Source organism: Mesorhizobium sp. P2_F5 (genome assembly GCF_056403715.1).
Genome location: NZ_JBFUEY010000018.1, coordinates 52559 through 68835, shown reverse-complemented (window position 1 = coordinate 68835; position 16277 = coordinate 52559). Strand labels below are relative to the sequence as shown.

General features: G+C 60.6%; 15 protein-coding genes and 1 tRNA gene. 3 read left to right on the top strand and 13 right to left on the bottom strand.

Going from position 1 to position 16277, the window contains the following annotated elements; translation table 11 throughout:
- Positions 1-265: 265 nt before the first annotated feature.
- Positions 266-484, top strand: a complete 219-nt coding sequence (locus tag AC1DYO_RS22450; protein WP_477266679.1) for a hypothetical protein — start codon at positions 266-268, stop codon at positions 482-484.
- Positions 485-1215: 731 nt separating this feature from the next.
- Here the strand turns inward: AC1DYO_RS22450 and AC1DYO_RS22445 are convergent.
- Positions 1216-1291: transfer RNA gene (locus AC1DYO_RS22445), tRNA-Lys, on the bottom strand.
- A 325-nt stretch (positions 1292-1616) separates the two neighbouring features.
- On the opposite strand from AC1DYO_RS22445, the gene AC1DYO_RS22440 reads away from it, so the two are divergent.
- Positions 1617-2093 carry a BA14K family protein gene (locus tag AC1DYO_RS22440; RefSeq protein ID WP_477266678.1) on the top strand — a complete coding sequence of 159 codons (477 nt, stop codon included), beginning with the start codon at positions 1617-1619 and terminating at the stop codon, positions 2091-2093.
- A 91-nt stretch (positions 2094-2184) separates the two neighbouring features.
- Here the strand turns inward: AC1DYO_RS22440 and AC1DYO_RS22435 are convergent, their stop codons facing one another.
- From AC1DYO_RS22435 to AC1DYO_RS22380, 12 genes are all read right to left on the bottom strand, one after another.
- On the bottom strand, positions 2185-2661 hold the full coding sequence (locus AC1DYO_RS22435) for a DUF6882 domain-containing protein (RefSeq protein WP_477266677.1): 477 nt from the start codon (positions 2659-2661) through the stop codon (positions 2185-2187).
- Positions 2662-2698: 37 nt separating this feature from the next.
- Positions 2699-4192 carry a glycerol kinase GlpK gene (gene glpK / locus AC1DYO_RS22430; RefSeq protein ID WP_477266676.1) on the bottom strand — a complete coding sequence of 498 codons (1494 nt, stop codon included), beginning with the start codon at positions 4190-4192 and terminating at the stop codon, positions 2699-2701.
- A gap of 101 nt (positions 4193-4293) precedes the next feature.
- Entirely contained in the window at positions 4294-6021 is a 1728-nt protein-coding gene (locus AC1DYO_RS22425; RefSeq protein ID WP_477266675.1) for an ABC transporter substrate-binding protein, read from the bottom strand.
- 80 nt (positions 6022-6101) lie between these two features.
- On the bottom strand, positions 6102-6389 hold the full coding sequence (locus AC1DYO_RS22420) for a DUF2160 domain-containing protein (protein WP_477266674.1): 288 nt from the start codon (positions 6387-6389) through the stop codon (positions 6102-6104).
- A gap of 2 nt (positions 6390-6391) precedes the next feature.
- Positions 6392-7306: a carbohydrate ABC transporter permease gene (locus AC1DYO_RS22415; protein WP_477266673.1), complete on the bottom strand. Its 915-nt coding sequence runs from the start codon at positions 7304-7306 to the stop codon at positions 6392-6394.
- A 1-nt stretch (position 7307) separates the two neighbouring features.
- Positions 7308-8174 carry a carbohydrate ABC transporter permease gene (locus AC1DYO_RS22410; protein ID WP_477266672.1) on the bottom strand — a complete coding sequence of 289 codons (867 nt, stop codon included), beginning with the start codon at positions 8172-8174 and terminating at the stop codon, positions 7308-7310.
- A complete protein-coding gene (locus AC1DYO_RS22405; protein WP_477266671.1) occupies positions 8175-9254 on the bottom strand; it encodes an ABC transporter ATP-binding protein in 1080 nt (359 codons plus the stop codon).
- A gap of 10 nt (positions 9255-9264) precedes the next feature.
- On the bottom strand, positions 9265-10344 hold the full coding sequence (locus AC1DYO_RS22400; protein WP_477266670.1) for an ABC transporter ATP-binding protein: 1080 nt from the start codon (positions 10342-10344) through the stop codon (positions 9265-9267).
- Positions 10345-10382: 38 nt separating this feature from the next.
- The gene (gene glpD, locus AC1DYO_RS22395) at positions 10383-11903 is read right to left on the bottom strand and encodes a glycerol-3-phosphate dehydrogenase (protein WP_477266669.1); all 1521 of its coding nucleotides are present in this window, start codon (positions 11901-11903) and stop codon (positions 10383-10385) included.
- A 117-nt stretch (positions 11904-12020) separates the two neighbouring features.
- Positions 12021-12788 (bottom strand): DeoR/GlpR family DNA-binding transcription regulator, encoded by a 768-nt coding sequence (locus AC1DYO_RS22390; protein WP_477266668.1) that lies wholly within the window; start codon positions 12786-12788, stop codon positions 12021-12023.
- A 115-nt stretch (positions 12789-12903) separates the two neighbouring features.
- Positions 12904-13308: a hypothetical protein gene (locus AC1DYO_RS22385; RefSeq protein WP_477266667.1), complete on the bottom strand. Its 405-nt coding sequence runs from the start codon at positions 13306-13308 to the stop codon at positions 12904-12906.
- Positions 13309-13368: 60 nt separating this feature from the next.
- Positions 13369-14778, bottom strand: a complete 1410-nt coding sequence (locus AC1DYO_RS22380) for a pyridoxal phosphate-dependent decarboxylase family protein (protein WP_477266666.1) — start codon at positions 14776-14778, stop codon at positions 13369-13371.
- Positions 14779-15095: 317 nt separating this feature from the next.
- Between AC1DYO_RS22380 and AC1DYO_RS22375 the strand changes: the two genes are divergently transcribed.
- Complete coding sequence (locus AC1DYO_RS22375) at positions 15096-16232, top strand: lysostaphin resistance A-like protein (protein WP_477266665.1); 1137 nt, start codon at positions 15096-15098, stop codon at positions 16230-16232.
- Positions 16233-16277 lie beyond the last annotated feature (45 nt).

The window sequence follows — 16277 nt, the reverse complement described above, 5'->3', positions numbered from 1 at the left end:
GACCGAGTGCTGGCGCATCCTCAAGACGAGCAGGCGCGTAGCTGCGAACGGCGCCATGGCGATAAACGCCATCGTGACACTGACGAAAACCGACAAGAGACAAATCCCGCCGGGGACGGAGCAAACTGTTTCCATGAACTACCCCTTTCCACCGTTAACCTGGTGGCCTCCCCCGCGCGCGTCTGTAAGGATGCTCCCGCTTCAAGAGAAATACAAGCATGTGCTAATAGACACGGACCGGAAGCGGTTTCTCGGGAGAAATCAGGTGAGCTTTCTTCGTCCTAGGCCAAAGCCCAAAAAGGCATACCCCAACAGCGACCGCTTCGAGGAGGATGGTCGGCGCATTTACAGCGCCTACGATGCCAGGACAGTGGCCAGCCCTCGCCGCAAAGTGTGGGCGAAGCGTATTCGGATCGCGGCGATCGTGATTGCAGTGATCGCCGTGCTGCTGGCGGCCATCGTCATCAGCATCTTGCCGCATTAGCCGCGCCCCAATGCGTGACAACGAACTTGCAGAACGCCTTGGCAATGGTTGGACGGCCCCAGCAGCAAGGTCCGGGTGAGCACGATACGAAAAGGTTGGCTGGCGCACGGGCGTCGTACAGGTGCCAGGCAATGGCCAGCGGCAGCGCGATCCGGCGGGCCACAGGAAACCAATTCAAAGCTCAATCGTTAACTTAGGGTATGGCGCCAATCGGGAGTGCGCATGAACCCTCATGACAACGCTGTTTCTCCGTTTGAGGAAGAGCAGCACCAAGCCCGACTCGCAAAGAGCGCACGCCTCAGAGAGCTTCGATCTCAGGCGTCTTGGCTGGCTTTCGACCCTCATGCCCAGTTTCATGATGAGGTAGACCTCTCAGCCATTTTCGAGGAAAGCGCGTTGCGCAAACGCTTATAGAGCGGGCCAAGTCCCAGGGACTTCAGTCGTAATTGAGTCATTCCTAATATGCCTATAGCTTAGGCAGCGCGGGGGACCCCCGAAATCCAAACCCGCAATGGCCGGTGCGCCTCGCTTGCCCAAGCAACCCCCCGCACCGGCCATTTCTAATTTCTGGCTACCCTTACCGGTGAGGAGGTATCGCATTGAGGCGATCGCTGGCGCTCCATCCTCACCGCTTGAACTCGATTCCCTGGATCACATCCATCGCACCACCGTCAATTAGCCGAGACGCCTAACAGCCCTCGACGCACACAAGCTAAAGATGTTGGTTTTGTTGGTGAGCGCGATGGGATTCGAACCCATGACCTACTGATTAAAAGTCAGTTGCTCTACCGGCTGAGCTACGCGCTCCCGCGGGCTCGAAAAGGCCGCCCTCGAAATTGCGCGGAACATAGGGAGAGTACCGCGACCGGTCAACCGGAAAAAGAGGGCCCTTTCACCGAGGTTTATGGCATCGCATGACGCCCCGCAAATTGCCTCGGCGGGACGCCCGGTAAGCCGCTCCCGCAATGAGGTCGCCGCTTCTAATCCGCAGGCGCGTGAGATGGACTTCTCTTTTCGAGCCGACTGAAGAAACATTACAAATCAGCAACTTATCCTTTTTGGCGGAACCTTAGGACTGCCGATCCGTTTTCTCCCCACAAGGGACGCCAACCACCCTTTCAAGGAGAAGATCATGAACAAGATCGCAACGGGCCTGCTGGCGACCACACTGTCAGTTTCATTCGCGGCCGCGGCGATCGTGCCGGCCGATGCCGCGCAGATGTTCGTGCCGCAAGCACCGTCGGCTCCGTCCAATGTGCAGGCGGTCGACTATCAGCCGTGGATGAGGCACCGCAACTTTAACGGCAATCGCGACTTCCGCGTCAGCCGCAATTTCGCGCGCAATGATGGCATGTACTGGAACGGCCACCGCGGCTATCGCGAATACCGCAGGGGCTATCGCCGTCATGGCGACTACTGGTTCCCGCTGGCTGCTTTCGCTACGGGCGCCCTGATCACTGGCGCGATCGTCAACAGCGAGAACAACCGCGTCTACCGGGGCAATTCGCATGTCCAGTGGTGCTACGACCGATACCGGTCCTACCGCGCGTCGGACAATACGTTCCAGCCCTATAACGGGCCGCGCCAGCAGTGTTATTCGCCCTATTGATCGCGTAGCCTGATCGGATACGGGAGGCTGAAAGGGCTCATGCTGGTAACGGCATGGGCCCTCTCCTTTCATCCTGTGAAGCGACTGCGGACTAGCTGGCCCAGCCGATGGTCTTGATGACCAGATACAGACCTCCGCCTTCGCCACGCGGAGAACGGTAGGCGCCAAGGGCCTTGCAAATTCGAACCATCGCCCCGGTCAGTTCCCAGCCGAGCGCTTCCAGGTCATTCTCTGTATCGATCACATAGGCCTGGGCCAGTTCTTGAATGGCGTTCTCCTCTCCGAAGGATCGGACCAGCTTTGCGTCCCCAAGAAGTTCGCCAGGCAAGTTTGAATTTGCCCAGGCCCAGAGCCAGTTGTCGGCCTTGGCGCTCGTTGAGCCCGCAATCTGGATTTCGGAAACGACCTTGATGACTCCTTCCTCAGAGAACAGAAGCTTTCCAGCCTTCAGGTCGTAATCGTAGCGGGACCAAGTGCCGAGGCGGAATTCCTTATTCAAGTGGTCGTTCTTGGCGTTCAGCTGCTCGAAAGCTTCTTCACGCCAAGCAGCATACCAATCTGGATTCATTCACCCCTCGCCCTGGCACGATCTTCCCACCGCCCACTTATTGCACGCTCAGCGTCCTGCGCACCGCATCGCGCCATCCCGACAGTTTTGCCGAACGGACAGCAGCATCCATGTCCGGCTTGAAGCGCCGCTCGAGCGCCCAGCTTCTGGCAAAGTCCTTCGCCTTCGGCCACACGCCGGCCTTCGAGCCGGCGAGCCATGCGGCGCCCAGCGCAGTCGTCTCCAGGATGGTCGGCCGATCGACCGGCGCATCGAGGATGTCGGCCAGCCGCTGCATCGTCCAGTCGGAGGCGACCATGCCGCCATCGACGCGAAGCACGGTTCTTGCCGAAGCGCCCTTCCAGTCCTTGCGCATGGCGTCGAGCAGGTCGCGCGTCTGGTAGGCAACGGATTCCAGCGCTGCGCGGGCAAACTCCGCCGGGCCTGAATTGCGCGTCAACCCGAAGATCGCGCCGCGCGCTTCGGCGTCCCAATGCGGCGCGCCGAGGCCAACGAATGCCGGCACCAGATAGACGTTCTGCGCCGGGTCGGCGGTTGCCGCCAGCACGCCACTGTGCTCGGCCTTGCCGATTACCTTGATGCCGTCGCGCAGCCATTGCACGGCCGCACCGGCGATGAAGATCGAGCCTTCCAGCGCGTAGGTGGTCCTGCCGTTCAGCCGGTAGGCGATGGTGGTCAACAGCCGGTTTTTCGAGCGCACCAGATCGGCGCCGGTGTTGAGCAGCGCAAAGCAGCCGGTGCCATAGGTCGATTTCATCATGCCCGGCTCGAAACAGGCCTGGCCGATGGTCGCGGCATGCTGGTCGCCCGCCACGCCGAGGATCTTTATCTCAGCGCCGAACAGGCTTTTCTCCGTCACGCCGTAGTCGTCGGCGCAATCCTTGACCTCGGGCAGCATTGCGGCCGGGATGCCCAGGATGGACAACAGCTCGCCGTCCCAGACATTCTTCTCGATGTTGTAGACCAGCGTGCGCGAGGCGTTGGTGGCATCTGTCGCATGCACCTTGCCGCCGGTCAGCCGCCAGATCAAAAAACTGTCGATGGTGCCGGCGAGCAATTCGCCTTTCTCGGCGCGTTTTCCGGCGCCCTTCACCTTGTCCAGCATCCACGCGATCTTGGTGCCGGAGAAATAGGGATCGAGCAGCAGGCCGGTCTTCTTGGTGAATTTCTTCTCCAACCCCTGCTTCTTCAGCTTCTGGCAGAGCGGCGCGGTGCGGCGGTCCTGCCAGACGATGGCATTGTGGATCGGCTTGCCGGTCGCCCGGTCCCAGATGACGACGGTCTCGCGCTGGTTGGTAATCCCGATCGCCGCCACATCCGAGGCGCCGCAGCCGGCGTTCTTCAGCGCAGCCTTCACCGTCGTCACGACGCTCGACCAGATCTCTTCGGGGTCATGCTCGACCCAGCCCGAGGCCGGATAGTGCTGGGTGAATTCCTTCTGCCCGCTGCCGGCGACCTTCATCTTGTCGTCGAACAGGATCGCCCGGCTCGATGTGGTGCCCTGGTCGATGGCTAGGATGTATCCGGTCATTCTGCCTCCCCGGTTAGTCTTTTACACAAACAGGGGAGACGGCAAGATGCCGCCTCCCCCGATCGTTGCGATGCGGGCGTGAACGCCTGCATCAAATGGTCTTACTTCTGCCAGCTCTTCACCAGTTCGTCGTAGTTGATGGTGATCGGCTTTTCCTTCTCGTTCTCGATCTTCAGCTGAGGCGCGAGATTGCCCTTGGCCACCGCGTCGGCGTTCCAGAAAGCAAGATCATGCTCTTCGGCCATCTTCGGGCCGATATCGCCCTGGACGCCCGACTTCTCGATACGGCTCATGACCTTTTCCTGTTCGCCGCAGAGCGAGTCCATCGCCTCCTGCGCCGTCTTGGCGCCCGACGACGCATCGCCGATCGCCTGCCACCAAAGCTGTGCCAGCTTCGGATAGTCAGGCACGTTGGTGCCGGTCGGCGACCACTGGACGCGGGCCGGCGAGCGATAGAACTCGATCAGACCGCCAAGCTTCGGCGCACGTTCGGTGAAGCTCTTGTCGTGGATCGTGCTCTCACGGATGAACGTGAGACCAACGTGGCTCTTCTTCACGTCGACCGTCTTCGAGGTCACGAACTGCGCGTAGAGCCAGGCGGCCTTGGCGCGGTCGGTCGGCGTCGACTTCATCAGCGTCCAGGAACCCACGTCCTGATAGCCGAGCTTCATGCCGTCCTTCCAGTAGACGCCATGCGGCGACGGCGCCATGCGCCACTTCGGCGTGCCGTCGTCGTTCAGCACCGCCTTGGCGCCGGCGTCGACCATCGAAGCGGTGAAGGCGGTGTACCAGAAGATCTGCTGCGCGACCGCGCCCTGCGCCGGCACCGGGCCGGATTCGGAGAAGGTCATGCCCTGGGCTTCGGCCGGAGCGTAGGCCTTCAGCCAGTCGAGGTACTTCTGGATAGAGTAGACGGCGGCCGGGCCGTTGGTGTCGCCACCGCGCGCCGTGCAGGAGCCGACGGGACGCGAATTCTCGTCGACCTTGATGCCCCATTCGTCGACCGGCAGGCCGTTCGGCAGGCCCTTGTCGCCATTGCCGGCCATCGACAGCCAGGCGTCGGTGAACCGCCAGCCGAGCGACGGATCCTTCTTGCCGTAGTCCATGTGGCCATAGACCTTCTTGCCGTCGATCTCGCGGCCGGTGAAGAACTCGGCGATGTCCTCATAGGCGGACCAGTTGACGGGAACGCCGAGGTCGTAGCCGTATTTGGCCTTGAAGTCGGCCTTGTTCTTCTCGTCGTTGAACCAGTCGTAACGGAACCAGTAGAGGTTGGCGAACTGCTGGTCGGGMAGCTGGTAGAGCTTCTTGTCCGGCGCCGTGGTGAAGGAGGTGCCGATAAAGTCCTTCAGGTCGAGGTTCGGATTGGTGACGTCCTTGCCCTCGCCCGCCATCCAGTCGGTCAGGTTGCGGACCTGCTGGTAGCGCCAGTGGGTGCCGATCAGATCGGAATCGTTGACCCAGCCGTCATAGAGGTTCTGCCCCGTCTGCATCTGGGTCTGGATCTTCTCGACGACGTCGCCTTCCTGGATGACGTCATGCGTGACCTTGATGCCGGTGATGGCGGTAAAGGCCGGCGCCAGCACCTGCGATTCATACTGGTGGGTGGCGATGGTTTCCGACACGACCTTGATGTCCATGCCGGCGAAAGGCTTCGCGGCATCGATGAACCATTGCATTTCGGCTTCCTGGCCGGCGCGGTCGAGTGTCGACAGCGGGCCGATTTCCTTGTCCAGGAACGCCTTGGCCTCGTCCATTCCGGCATAGGCGTTGCCTGCCCCGAGCAACAGGACAAGGGCGGTTGTTGATGTTAAAAATTGCCGTCGCATTAGTTTCCTCCACTGTTTTAAGGTTTCAAGTGCGATCTGGAGCGGCCGCCGGCACGCGGTCGCTCCAACAGTTTCCCCCTCTATACGTAGCGGAACACGCCGACGGCGTAGACCACGGAGAGAGCGAGAGCCCACCACAGGTTGGATCCGACAAGACCCAGCCAAGCGAGATGGATAAAGGCGCTGCCGAGCAGCGACAGGAAAAGACGATCGCCGCGCGTCGTTTCGAAACGCAGGATGCCGATGCGCGGATTGCCGCCCGGCGAGGCGAATTCCCAAAATGCCATGCCGCACAGCAGCAAAAGAATGGTGCCGAAGAAGGCGGCCGTCGGCCACGTCCACGCCATCCAGGTGAGGTCGAGGTTCATGGTCACACCCTCCCCAGGGCGAAGCCCTTGGCGATGTAGTTGCGGACAAACCAGATGACCAGCGCGCCGGGGATCAGCGTCAGCACGCCGGCGGCTGCCAGCAGGCCCCAGTCCATGCCGGCGGCCGAGACCGTGCGGGTCATGGTGGCGGCGATCGGCTTGGCGTCGGTAGTGGTCAGCGTGCGCGCGATCAGCAGTTCCACCCATGAGAACATGAAGCAGAAGAAGCAGGCGACACCGATGCCGCTGGCGATCAGCGGCATGAAGATCCTAACGAAGAAGCGCGGGAACGAGTAGCCGTCGATGTAGGCGGTCTCGTCGATCTCCTTCGGCACGCCCGACATGAAGCCTTCGAGGATCCACACCGCCAGCGGCACGTTGAACAGGCAGTGCGCCAGCGCCACCGCTATATGGGTATCGATCAGGCCGAAGGCCGAGTAGAGCTGGAAGAACGGCAACGCGAACACCGCCGGCGGCGCCATGCGGTTGGTCAACAGCCAGAAGAACAGGTGCTTGTCGCCGAGGAAGCGGTAGCGCGAGAAAGCGTAGGCCGCCGGTAGTGCTGCCGCCACCGAGATCACCATGTTCATCACCACATAGGTGATCGAGTTGATGTAGCCCGAATACCAGGAGGCGTCGGTGAAGATGGTGACGTAGTTGGCGATCGTCGGCTGATGCGGATAGAGCGTCAGCGACGACACGATCTCGGCGTTGGTCTTGAAGCTCATATTGATGAGCCAGTAGATCGGCAGCAAAAGCACGATGATGTAGACCGTCGGCACGATCCACCACCAGCGCGATTCCTCGCCGCGCTTGCGCATCAGCCGGGCGACCTGGTCCTGCGAGAGCGTGCTCGCCAGTTTGCCTGCGGCTGTCGTCTCGCTCACTCGGTCAGCTCTCTCGTTGGCGCCGCTCATCTCAGCGCTCCGCGTCGTAGTTGGTCATCACGGTGTAGAACACCCACGACAACAACAGGATGATCAGGAAATAGACCAGCGACATGGCGGCAGCCGGACCGAGGTCGAACTGGCCGAGCGCCGTCTTGACGAGGTCGATCGACAGGAAGGTCGTCGAATTGCCGGGGCCGCCGCCGGTGACGACGAAGGGCTCGGTGTAGATCATGAATGAGTCCATGAAGCGCAACAGCACGGCGATCAGAAGCACGCGCTGCATCTTCGGCAGCTGGATGTAGCGGAACACCGCCCAGCGCGAGGCGCCGTCGATCTTGGCCGCCTGGTAGAAGGCGTCGGGGATCGAGACCAGGCCGGCATAGCAGAGCAGTACGACAAGGCTGGTCCAGTGCCAGACATCCATGATGATGATGGTGACCCAGGCGTCGAACGGATCCTGTACATAATTGTAGTCGATGCCGAGCGCGTTGACGTAGTAGCCGAGCAGGCCGATGTCGTTGCGGCCGAACACCTGCCAGATGGTTCCGACGACGTTCCACGGGATCAGCAGCGGCAGCGCCATCAGCACCAGGCAGACCGGCACGCCCCAGCCCTTCTTCGGCATGTTGAGGGCGATGAAGATGCCGAGCGGCACTTCGATGGCGAGGATGATGAAGGAGAAGATCAGGTTGCGGACCATCGCTTCCCAGAACCGGCTGGACGACAGCAATTCTTCGAACCATTCGGTGCCGGCCCAGAAGAAGACGTTGTTGCCGAACGTGTCCTGCACCGAATAATTGACGACGGTCATCAGCGGGATGACGGCCGAGAATGCCACCAGCACCAGCACCGGCAGCACCAGGAACCAGGCCTTGTTGTTCCAGGTCTTTTCCATCTATGCCCCCATCTCGACACGCCAGGAATCGGCATAGATGTTGATGCCGGCCGGGTCGAAGCGCACTTTCGGATCGGCCGGCACGCTCTCGTCCTCGCCGATGACGGCAGCGATCTCGCGGCCTTCGAGACTGGCGCGCACCACCTTGTGGCGACCGAGATCCTCGACCTTGCTGATTTTCACCGCCATGCCGTCGCGGCCGAGCCTGACATATTCGGGGCGGATGCCGAGTTCGAGGGCGCCGGTGCCGGTGTTCCCAGAAGTCTTTGGTGCGCCGGGCAGTTCGATGCGCTGGCTGCCGATGGTCGCGGTCTTGCCGTCGATCGCCACCGGCATGACGTTCATGCCGGGTGAGCCGATGAAATAGCCGACAAAGGTGTGACGCGGACGCTCGAACAATTCAGCCGGCGTGCCGATCTGGACGATGCCGCCATCATACATCACCACCACCTGGTCGGCGAAGGTCAACGCCTCGGTCTGGTCGTGGGTGACATAGACCATGGTGTAGCCGAAGCGGCGGTGGAGTTGCTTCAATTGCGAGCGCAGCACCCACTTCATATGCGGATCGATGACGGTCAGCGGCTCGTCGAACAGGATGGCGTTGACGTCGGAGCGCACCAGGCCGCGGCCAAGCGAAATCTTCTGCTTCTGGTCGGCCGTCAGGCCCCTCGCCTTCTTCTTCGCCCAGGACGCCAGGTCGATCATCTCCAGCGTCTCGCGCACCTTGCGGTCGACATCGGCTTCCGGCACGCCGCGGTTGCGCAGCGGGAAGGCCAGATTGTCGTAGACAGTCATGGTGTCGTAGATGACCGGGAACTGGAACACCTGCGCGATGTTGCGCTCCTGCGTCGACAGGTTGGTGACGTCCTTGCCGTTGAACAGCAGCTCTCCGTGCGAGGGATGCAGCAGGCCCGAAATGATGTTGAGCAGCGTGGTCTTGCCGCAACCCGAGGGGCCTAGTAGCGCATAGGCGCCGCCATCCTCGAAAGTGTGGTGCACTTCCCTGAGCGCGAAATCGGCATCCTTCTGCGGGTTGGGCAAGTAGGAGTGCCTGACATGGTTGACGTCGATGCGCGCCATCTCTTCCCCCTCAAGCCGCAAGCTTCGACGCGACGACGGCGCTGCCGTTGCCGTCGAAGACCATGATGTGGCGCGGATCGATGAACACCTCGATCTCGGCGTCGGGCTCGAAATCGCGGATGCCATGGGTCAGCATGACCCAGCGCGCATCGGCGAAGTCGAGATGGATGAAGCTTTCCGAACCGGTGATCTCGGTGATCGTCACCTTGGCGCGCACCGGCACGGCGGCGGCGTCGGGTCGCTCCAGCGACAGATGATGCGGCTGGAAGCCGATCGTGTAGTTCGCATCGGCAATGCCGGCGAGTTCGGCCGGCACCGGCAGTTTGACCCCGCCTTCGAGCAGGAAATCCGGGCCCTTCTTGGCCAGCACGATGGTGTTGAGCGGCGGATCGGCAAAGGTCCTTGCCGTCACCAGGTCGATCGGCTTGCGGAAGACGTCGATGGTCGGCCCGAACTGGGTTATGCGCCCTTCCGAAAGCGTCGCCGTGTTGCCGCCGAGCAGCAGCGCTTCGTGCGGCTCGGTCGTGGCGTAGACGAAGATGGTGCCGGCGGCGGCAAAGATCTTCGGCAGCTCGGCGCGCAGCTCCTCGCGCAATTTGTAGTCGAGATTGGCGAGCGGCTCGTCGAGCAACACCAGGCTGGCGTTCTTGACGATGGCGCGCGCGAGCGCCGTGCGCTGCTGCTGGCCGCCGGACAGGCTGAGCGGCGTGCGGTCAAGATAGGGCGTCAGCTTCAGCAGCGCTGCCGCATTACGCACTTCCTTGTCGATCTTGGCCTGGTCAGTGCCGGCCACCCGCAGCGGCGAGGCGATGTTCTCGTAGACGGTCATCGCGGGGTAATTGATGAACTGCTGGTAGACCATGGCGATCTTGCGCTGCTGTACCGGCATGCCGGTGACATTCTGGCCGTCGAACCAGACCGAACCGGAGGTCGGCACGTCGAGCCCGGCCATCAGCCGCATCAGGCTGGTCTTGCCCGACAGCGTTGGCCCGAGCAGGACGTTGAGCGAGCCGTGTTGAAGCGTCAGCGACACGTCGCGGATATGCTCCGCCGCACCGACCGTCTTCGTCACGTTTCTCAGTTCCAGCATGATGCCTCCTCCCAGGCCTTGTGCATCAATCGCCTTCCCTATTCCGCTGCCGCGACATGGCGCCGGCGGATGCCGCGCATGAATTCATCGAGGGTCGCCGTCTGCTCGCGGTTGAAATGCAGGCCGCGCTTGGTGCGACGCCACAATACATCTTCGGCGGTCAGCGCCCATTCGTTTTCCGCGAGGTAGCGCACCTCGGCCTCATAAAGATCGGCGCCGAAATTGCGGCCGAGGTCGGCATTCGACTTGGCGAGGCCGAGCAGCACTTGCGCGCGCGTGCCGTAAAGCCTGGTCAGCCGGCGCGCCAGGCGCTGGTCGAGAAAGGGATAGGCGCTCTTCAGCTTCGCCACCTGGGCGTCGAAACCGGTGGCCGGGAAATCGCCGCCCGGCAAGGGCGCGTTCGCCGTCCATGGCTTGCCGCGCTTGCCGAGAAAGCCTTCGATCTTTTCCAGCATCGATTCCGACAGCCGCCGATAGGTGGTGATCTTGCCGCCGAAAGCGTTGACGATCGGCGCCTTGCCCTCGCCGCCATCGGCTTTCAGCACATAGTCGCGGGTCGCTTCCTGCGCCTTCGAAGCGCCATCGTCGTAGAGCGGGCGCACGGCCGAATAGGTCCAGACGATGTCGGGGCGCGTCACGGGTTGGGCAAAATATTCGCTCGCCGCGGCGCAGAGATAATCGATCTCGGTGTCGCTGATCTTCACGTCATGCGGATCGCCGGGATAGTCGCGATCGGTGGTGCCGATCAGCGTGAACTCTTCCTCATAGGGAATGGCGAAGATGATGCGGCCATCCTTGTTCTGGAAGAAGTAGGCGCGCGGATCGTCGAACTTCTTCTTGATGACGATATGGCTGCCCTGCACCAGGCGGACATTGTGCACGTCGTTCTGACCCACAGTGGCCGACAGGACATGGTCAACCCACGGACCGGCCGCGTTGACCAGCAGCCGGGCCTTGACCTCCTCGGCCTTTCCGGTCGCCAGATCTTCCAGCCGGATCGCCCAGATATCGCCTTCGCGCCGCGCCGCAACGACTTTCGTGCGGGTGCGGATGGTGGCGCCGCGGTCGGCGGCGTCACGTGCGTTCAACGCCACCAGGCGGGCATCGTTGACCCAGCCGTCCGAATATTCGAACGCCTTGTGGAACAGCGGCTTCAACGGTTTGCCGGCAGGGTCCTTCGACATATCGAGCGTGCGCGTCGCCGGCAGCAATTTGCGGCCGCCAATATGATCGTAGAGGAAAAGGCCAAGCCGGATCAGCCAGGCCGGGCGCAGGCCCTTGGCATAGGGCAGCACGAAGCGCATCGGCCAGATAATGTGCGGCGCGTTCTTCCACAGAACCTCGCGCTCCATCAGCGCCTCGCGCACCAGCCGGAACTCGTAGAATTCGAGATAGCGCAGGCCGCCATGGATCAGTTTGGTCGAACCGGAGGAGGTTCCGCTGGCGAGATCGTTCATCTCGGCCAGAAACACGGAAAAGCCTCGCCCAACGGCGTCGCGGGCGATGCCGCAGCCATTGATGCCGCCACCGATGACGAAGATGTCATGGATTGCGTCCACAAAGCCCTCCCGCGATTTCGCATTGCAGCATTTTTAGGTTTTTACGAAACCGTACCGGGATTATTTCGAAATAAGAACGAATGTCAAACGAAATATCACGGGGCTGTGATGCAGCCTCTAGGCCAGCGAGGTCTCGATCAGTTGAACCTCGGCCTCCTCGCAGATCCTTCGCACCGAGGGGATGTCGCAACGGTCGGTGATGAAGGTGTTGACCTGCGACAGATGGCCGATGCGAACCGGTGCTGTGCGTTCGAACTTCGTCTGGTCGGAAACCAGGATGACATGCCTGGCATTGGCAATGATGGCTTGCGCCACTTTCACTTCACGAAAGTCGAAATCGAGCAGCGCGCCGTCATGGTCGATGGCAGAGGCGCCGATCACGGCATAGTCGACCTTGAACTGCCTGATGAAATCGACCGCCGCCTCGCCGACCACGCCACCGTCGGAGCCGCGCACAACGCCGCCGGCGATCACCACCTCGATCGAAGGATAAATGCGCATCCTATTGGCAACATTGATGTTATTGGTGATGACCATGAGCCCGGTGTGATCGAGCAGCGCCTTGCTGACCGACTCGGTCGTGGTGCCGATATTGATGAACAGCGAGGCGTTGTCGGGAATCAGCCTGGCCGCCGCGCGGCCGATCGCCTCCTTCTCGTCGGCGGCGATCTTGCGGCGCGCTTCGTACTCCATGTTCTCGATGCCGGACGGGAACAAGGCGCCGCCATGGATGCGCGTCAGCAGCCGCTGGTCGCAGAGATCGTTGAGATCCTTGCGGATGGTCTGCGGCGTCACGTTGAATTGCGTGGCCAGATCGTCGACCAGCACGCGGCCATGGTCTTTCGCCATCTGGATGATTTCGGCATGGCGCGGCGACAGATACACTGAGAACCTCCCGTTTTCGTTTTTCTTGTTTGTAACTGAAAACGAAAGCAATGAAAAGGGAGAAGCCGGCTAATGAAATACCGATGATTGCAAAGGCGAACCAGGCAAATACAGCTCAGACCCGCTCCGCCACCTCTAGGGCGACGGCAGCGACTTTGCCCGGCGAGCGGATCATCAGGAATTTTCCCGACCAGTTTCCAGGGATTCGCCAGGTCCCTTCGATCTCGGTGGCATCACCGTTCAGAATGCCGCTGTAGTGGATCAGGTCCACGTTCGATCTTGCATTGTCGTATGTCTTGATGAAGGAGACGGAGTTGCCGTCGCGCTGCCCTTGCAAGGTTGCGTATCTCACAGCGGCGGTCGCCGGCCCGGCCGGTTCGTGGGTCGCCCCCGTCAAGCTGGTTGCCGTCTCGATCAGCGTCGCGACGAAGGAGACCGGCGCCAGCTCGCGCGGGTAGAAATAACGCCCGCTCCAGACGCCCGTCAGATTCCGGCTCGCTGCTTCGCCCTGCCCGGCCATGTCCTTGCTCGCAATTCCTTGCTGGCTATCCTCTGCGGTGGAACCGCCGGACGATCTCTATCAATCTCCCAGGGATCTTGCACAGTTGCAAATGACGGTGAAGGCGGTATCGACGTCGTCTGCCGTCGTCTCGAACTGTCCAACCTGGAAGCGGATGGCGACGCGTCCGTCCACCCTTGTCTGCGTCAGATAGAGGCGGCCGTCATCATTGATGGCATTGACCAGGCGCAGATTGTGGTCGTCGGCATCGGCGGAGGCCTTGTGACGGAATGAAAACAGCGACAGCATCGGTTCGGTGACGATCTCGAAATCCGGCTCGCTCGCCAGCCGCGCGGCAAGCCCTTCGCTCCACGCGACATGGTTGCGGATCATGGTGCGCAGCGCCTCCAGACCGTGCGCACGCAGCAGGAACCACAGTTTCAGCGCCCGGAAGCGGCGGCCAAGCGGCACCGACCATTCGGAATAGTTGATGATGCCGTCGCGGCCGTGCGTTTTCAGGAATTCGGGTTTGATTGCCAGGGTGCGGACGAGATCCTCGGGCTGGCGGATAAACTGCATCGAGCAGTCGAATTGCGCGCCAAGCCACTTATGCGGGTTGAAGACGATGGAATCGGCCTGCTCGGCGCCAGCCCAGAAATGGCGAAATTCCGGGCAGATCATCGCCGATCCGGCCCAGGCGGCATCGACATGCAGATAGAGCCCGTGCCGTTTCGCCACCGCGGCGACTTCAGCGACATTGTCGGTGCCGCCGGTGCTGGTGCCGCCGACGCTGGCGATGATGCCGGCGGGCAGCATACCGGCCGCGCGGTCGGCGACGATTGCCGCCTCGAGTGCTGTCGTGTCCATGGCGCGGAAGCGACCCGCGACCGGAATGCGGACCAGATTGTCCTCACCGATGCCCGACACCCAGATCGCGCGGTCGATCGAGGTGTGGACCTGATCAGAGGAATAGATGCGCAGCCGCTTCTGCCCGGCCAGGCCCTGTTTGTTGCCCTGCCAATCGAGCGCGCGCTCGCGCATGGTCAGCACGGCGGCCAGCGTTGCCGACGAGGCCGAATCCTGGATGACGCCAGAAAATCCTTCGGGCAGTCCGAGCGCCTGGCGCATCCAGTCGACGATGCGGGTTTCGAGTTCGGTCGCCGCCGGCGAGGTCTGCCACAGCATGCATTGCGCGGCCATCGCCGAGACCAGATATTCGGCCACCACCGAGACCGGTGCGGCATTGGCCGGGAAATAGGCAAAGAACCGTGGATGCTGCCAGTGCGTCATGCCCGGCACGATCTTGGCTTCGAAATCGGCGAAGATCTTTTCCATCGGTTCGGCTGTTTCGGGCGGCGAAGGCTCGATGCTGCGAAAGATGTCGCCCGGTTCGACTAATGGCCGCACCGGCCTTTCACGCAGCGAGGAGCGGTAATCGACGCCCCAATCCGCGGCGCGCCTCGACCATTGGCGGAAATCGCTGTTCTTCATTATCTCTCCCCATACAGGTCACGGCACCGCCCGTCTGAATGGATACCAATAACAGCGCATCCAGAAACGGCAATTCGTGCGCGGACCGCGCTTGCCTTCCATCCCTCCGGGAACAAATCCCTGGCCAACCATTGAGCAACCGGAAGCGCCTCGCAGCCCGATGTCGACCGCCTACGACAGCCCCGAATCTGGTTTGCGCCTGCCAGGGAAACCCAATAGACTCCAGTAATAACCACAATTTCGTGGTTGCGGGTGGGGCATTTAATTTGACATGGCTGAGAAGGGTTTATGAGACATATCCCAGACGTGTCTCCTTTTTGGAGCTTCTGGTCTTTTTTGGAATACTCGTCAGCTACTGGTGGATAGTATCGTTTTGGTTTTGGGGGGTCTACCTTCTGGAAATCCCCCTGCCCGCTGGTCTGTCGGCATTTTTTTACAAGCTGTGGCTGGTAAAAAACATTCCCCGTGGCTTTTTGATCGCGCTTCTTTTGTGCTCCATCATTCTCAGTTTTTACATACGCCGTATTTCGTTGCGGGAGATGGGCATCCGAACTGACAACATATGGGTTTCCGGACGAGAATGCCTCGTCGTCATTTTCATTATTTTGGTCGCCGCGTCAGCACTTATACTCATATATCGCCAGAACTTTTCCATCGAAAATTATTTCGTCAAGCAACAAGAAACCCGCAGGGAGCTACTGTCGGATCTCTTCCTTGGTCTAATTTCTGGAATAGCTCAGCAATTTCTTTTGCAGTGCTTCTTTCTCCAGAGAACACTTAAGATCTTCAGAAATCCCGCGACAGCAATCTTTTTTTCATCAGCCATATTTTCTTCTCTTCATATACCAAACATACGACTGATGATTGTTACCTTTATTTTTGGAACCATGTGCAGCGTCTTATTCCTGAGAAATAGAAACATCTTCACCGTCGGAATAACGCATGGTATATCTCAACAAATTCTAAGGATTTTTTTTGCTTCGGTCTTTGTTTCCGGATCCTACTATAATGGAAGAGGAAATTACGAGTACAACCTAAGGGTGGGACCTCCCCAAGCGTACCCGGAATATCTGGCTGAATTGAAATACGAAGGCACGCTCCCTGTAATGGCAGCTGCCCCCGCAGGCGGAATTCTAATCCCTGTTTCGGTCACGAACAAAAGCACGGAAATGTGGTCTTCAACGGACGGGTACCATCTCGTATTTGCCAGCTATCACTTTGTCGATCAGGACGGGCAAATAATCTCCGAGGATGGTCCCCTGACGCCCCTCGGCAAACCAATTGGACCTGGGGATTCCGAGACCGTAAACCTGATGGTGACGGCGCCTTCGACGAGCGGAAACTACCTGGCCGAAGTCGATATCGTGCACACGAAAAGCCCTGAATCGAAAAAACTGACCTGGTTCAAACGCAGAGGCTCAAAAACAATTCTCATTCCCATCACTGCGCCTTAGACGGATTTCTGAAAGATGCGGCCGATGTGCCCGGCAGGAAGAAGA

Bases quoted from the DNA above. Each gene is read 5' to 3' on its own strand.
- glpK (WP_477266676.1), bottom strand. From the start codon at position 4,192: ATGACCGGATACATCCTAGCCATCGACCAGGGCACCACATCGAGCCGG.
- AC1DYO_RS22405 (WP_477266671.1), bottom strand. From the start codon at position 9,254: ATGGCGCGCATCGACGTCAACCATGTCAGGCACTCCTACTTGCCCAAC.
- AC1DYO_RS22385 (WP_477266667.1), bottom strand. From the start codon at position 13,308: ATGGCCGGGCAGGGCGAAGCAGCGAGCCGGAATCTGACGGGCGTCTGG.
- AC1DYO_RS22410 (WP_477266672.1), bottom strand. From the start codon at position 8,174: ATGGAAAAGACCTGGAACAACAAGGCCTGGTTCCTGGTGCTGCCGGTG.
- AC1DYO_RS22415 (WP_477266673.1), bottom strand. From the start codon at position 7,306: ATGAGCGGCGCCAACGAGAGAGCTGACCGAGTGAGCGAGACGACAGCC.
- AC1DYO_RS22400 (WP_477266670.1), bottom strand. From the start codon at position 10,344: ATGCTGGAACTGAGAAACGTGACGAAGACGGTCGGTGCGGCGGAGCAT.
- AC1DYO_RS22440 (WP_477266678.1), top strand. From the start codon at position 1,617: ATGAACAAGATCGCAACGGGCCTGCTGGCGACCACACTGTCAGTTTCA.
- AC1DYO_RS22435 (WP_477266677.1), bottom strand. From the start codon at position 2,661: ATGAATCCAGATTGGTATGCTGCTTGGCGTGAAGAAGCTTTCGAGCAG.
- AC1DYO_RS22420 (WP_477266674.1), bottom strand. From the start codon at position 6,389: ATGAACCTCGACCTCACCTGGATGGCGTGGACGTGGCCGACGGCCGCC.
- AC1DYO_RS22380 (WP_477266666.1), bottom strand. From the start codon at position 14,778: ATGAAGAACAGCGATTTCCGCCAATGGTCGAGGCGCGCCGCGGATTGG.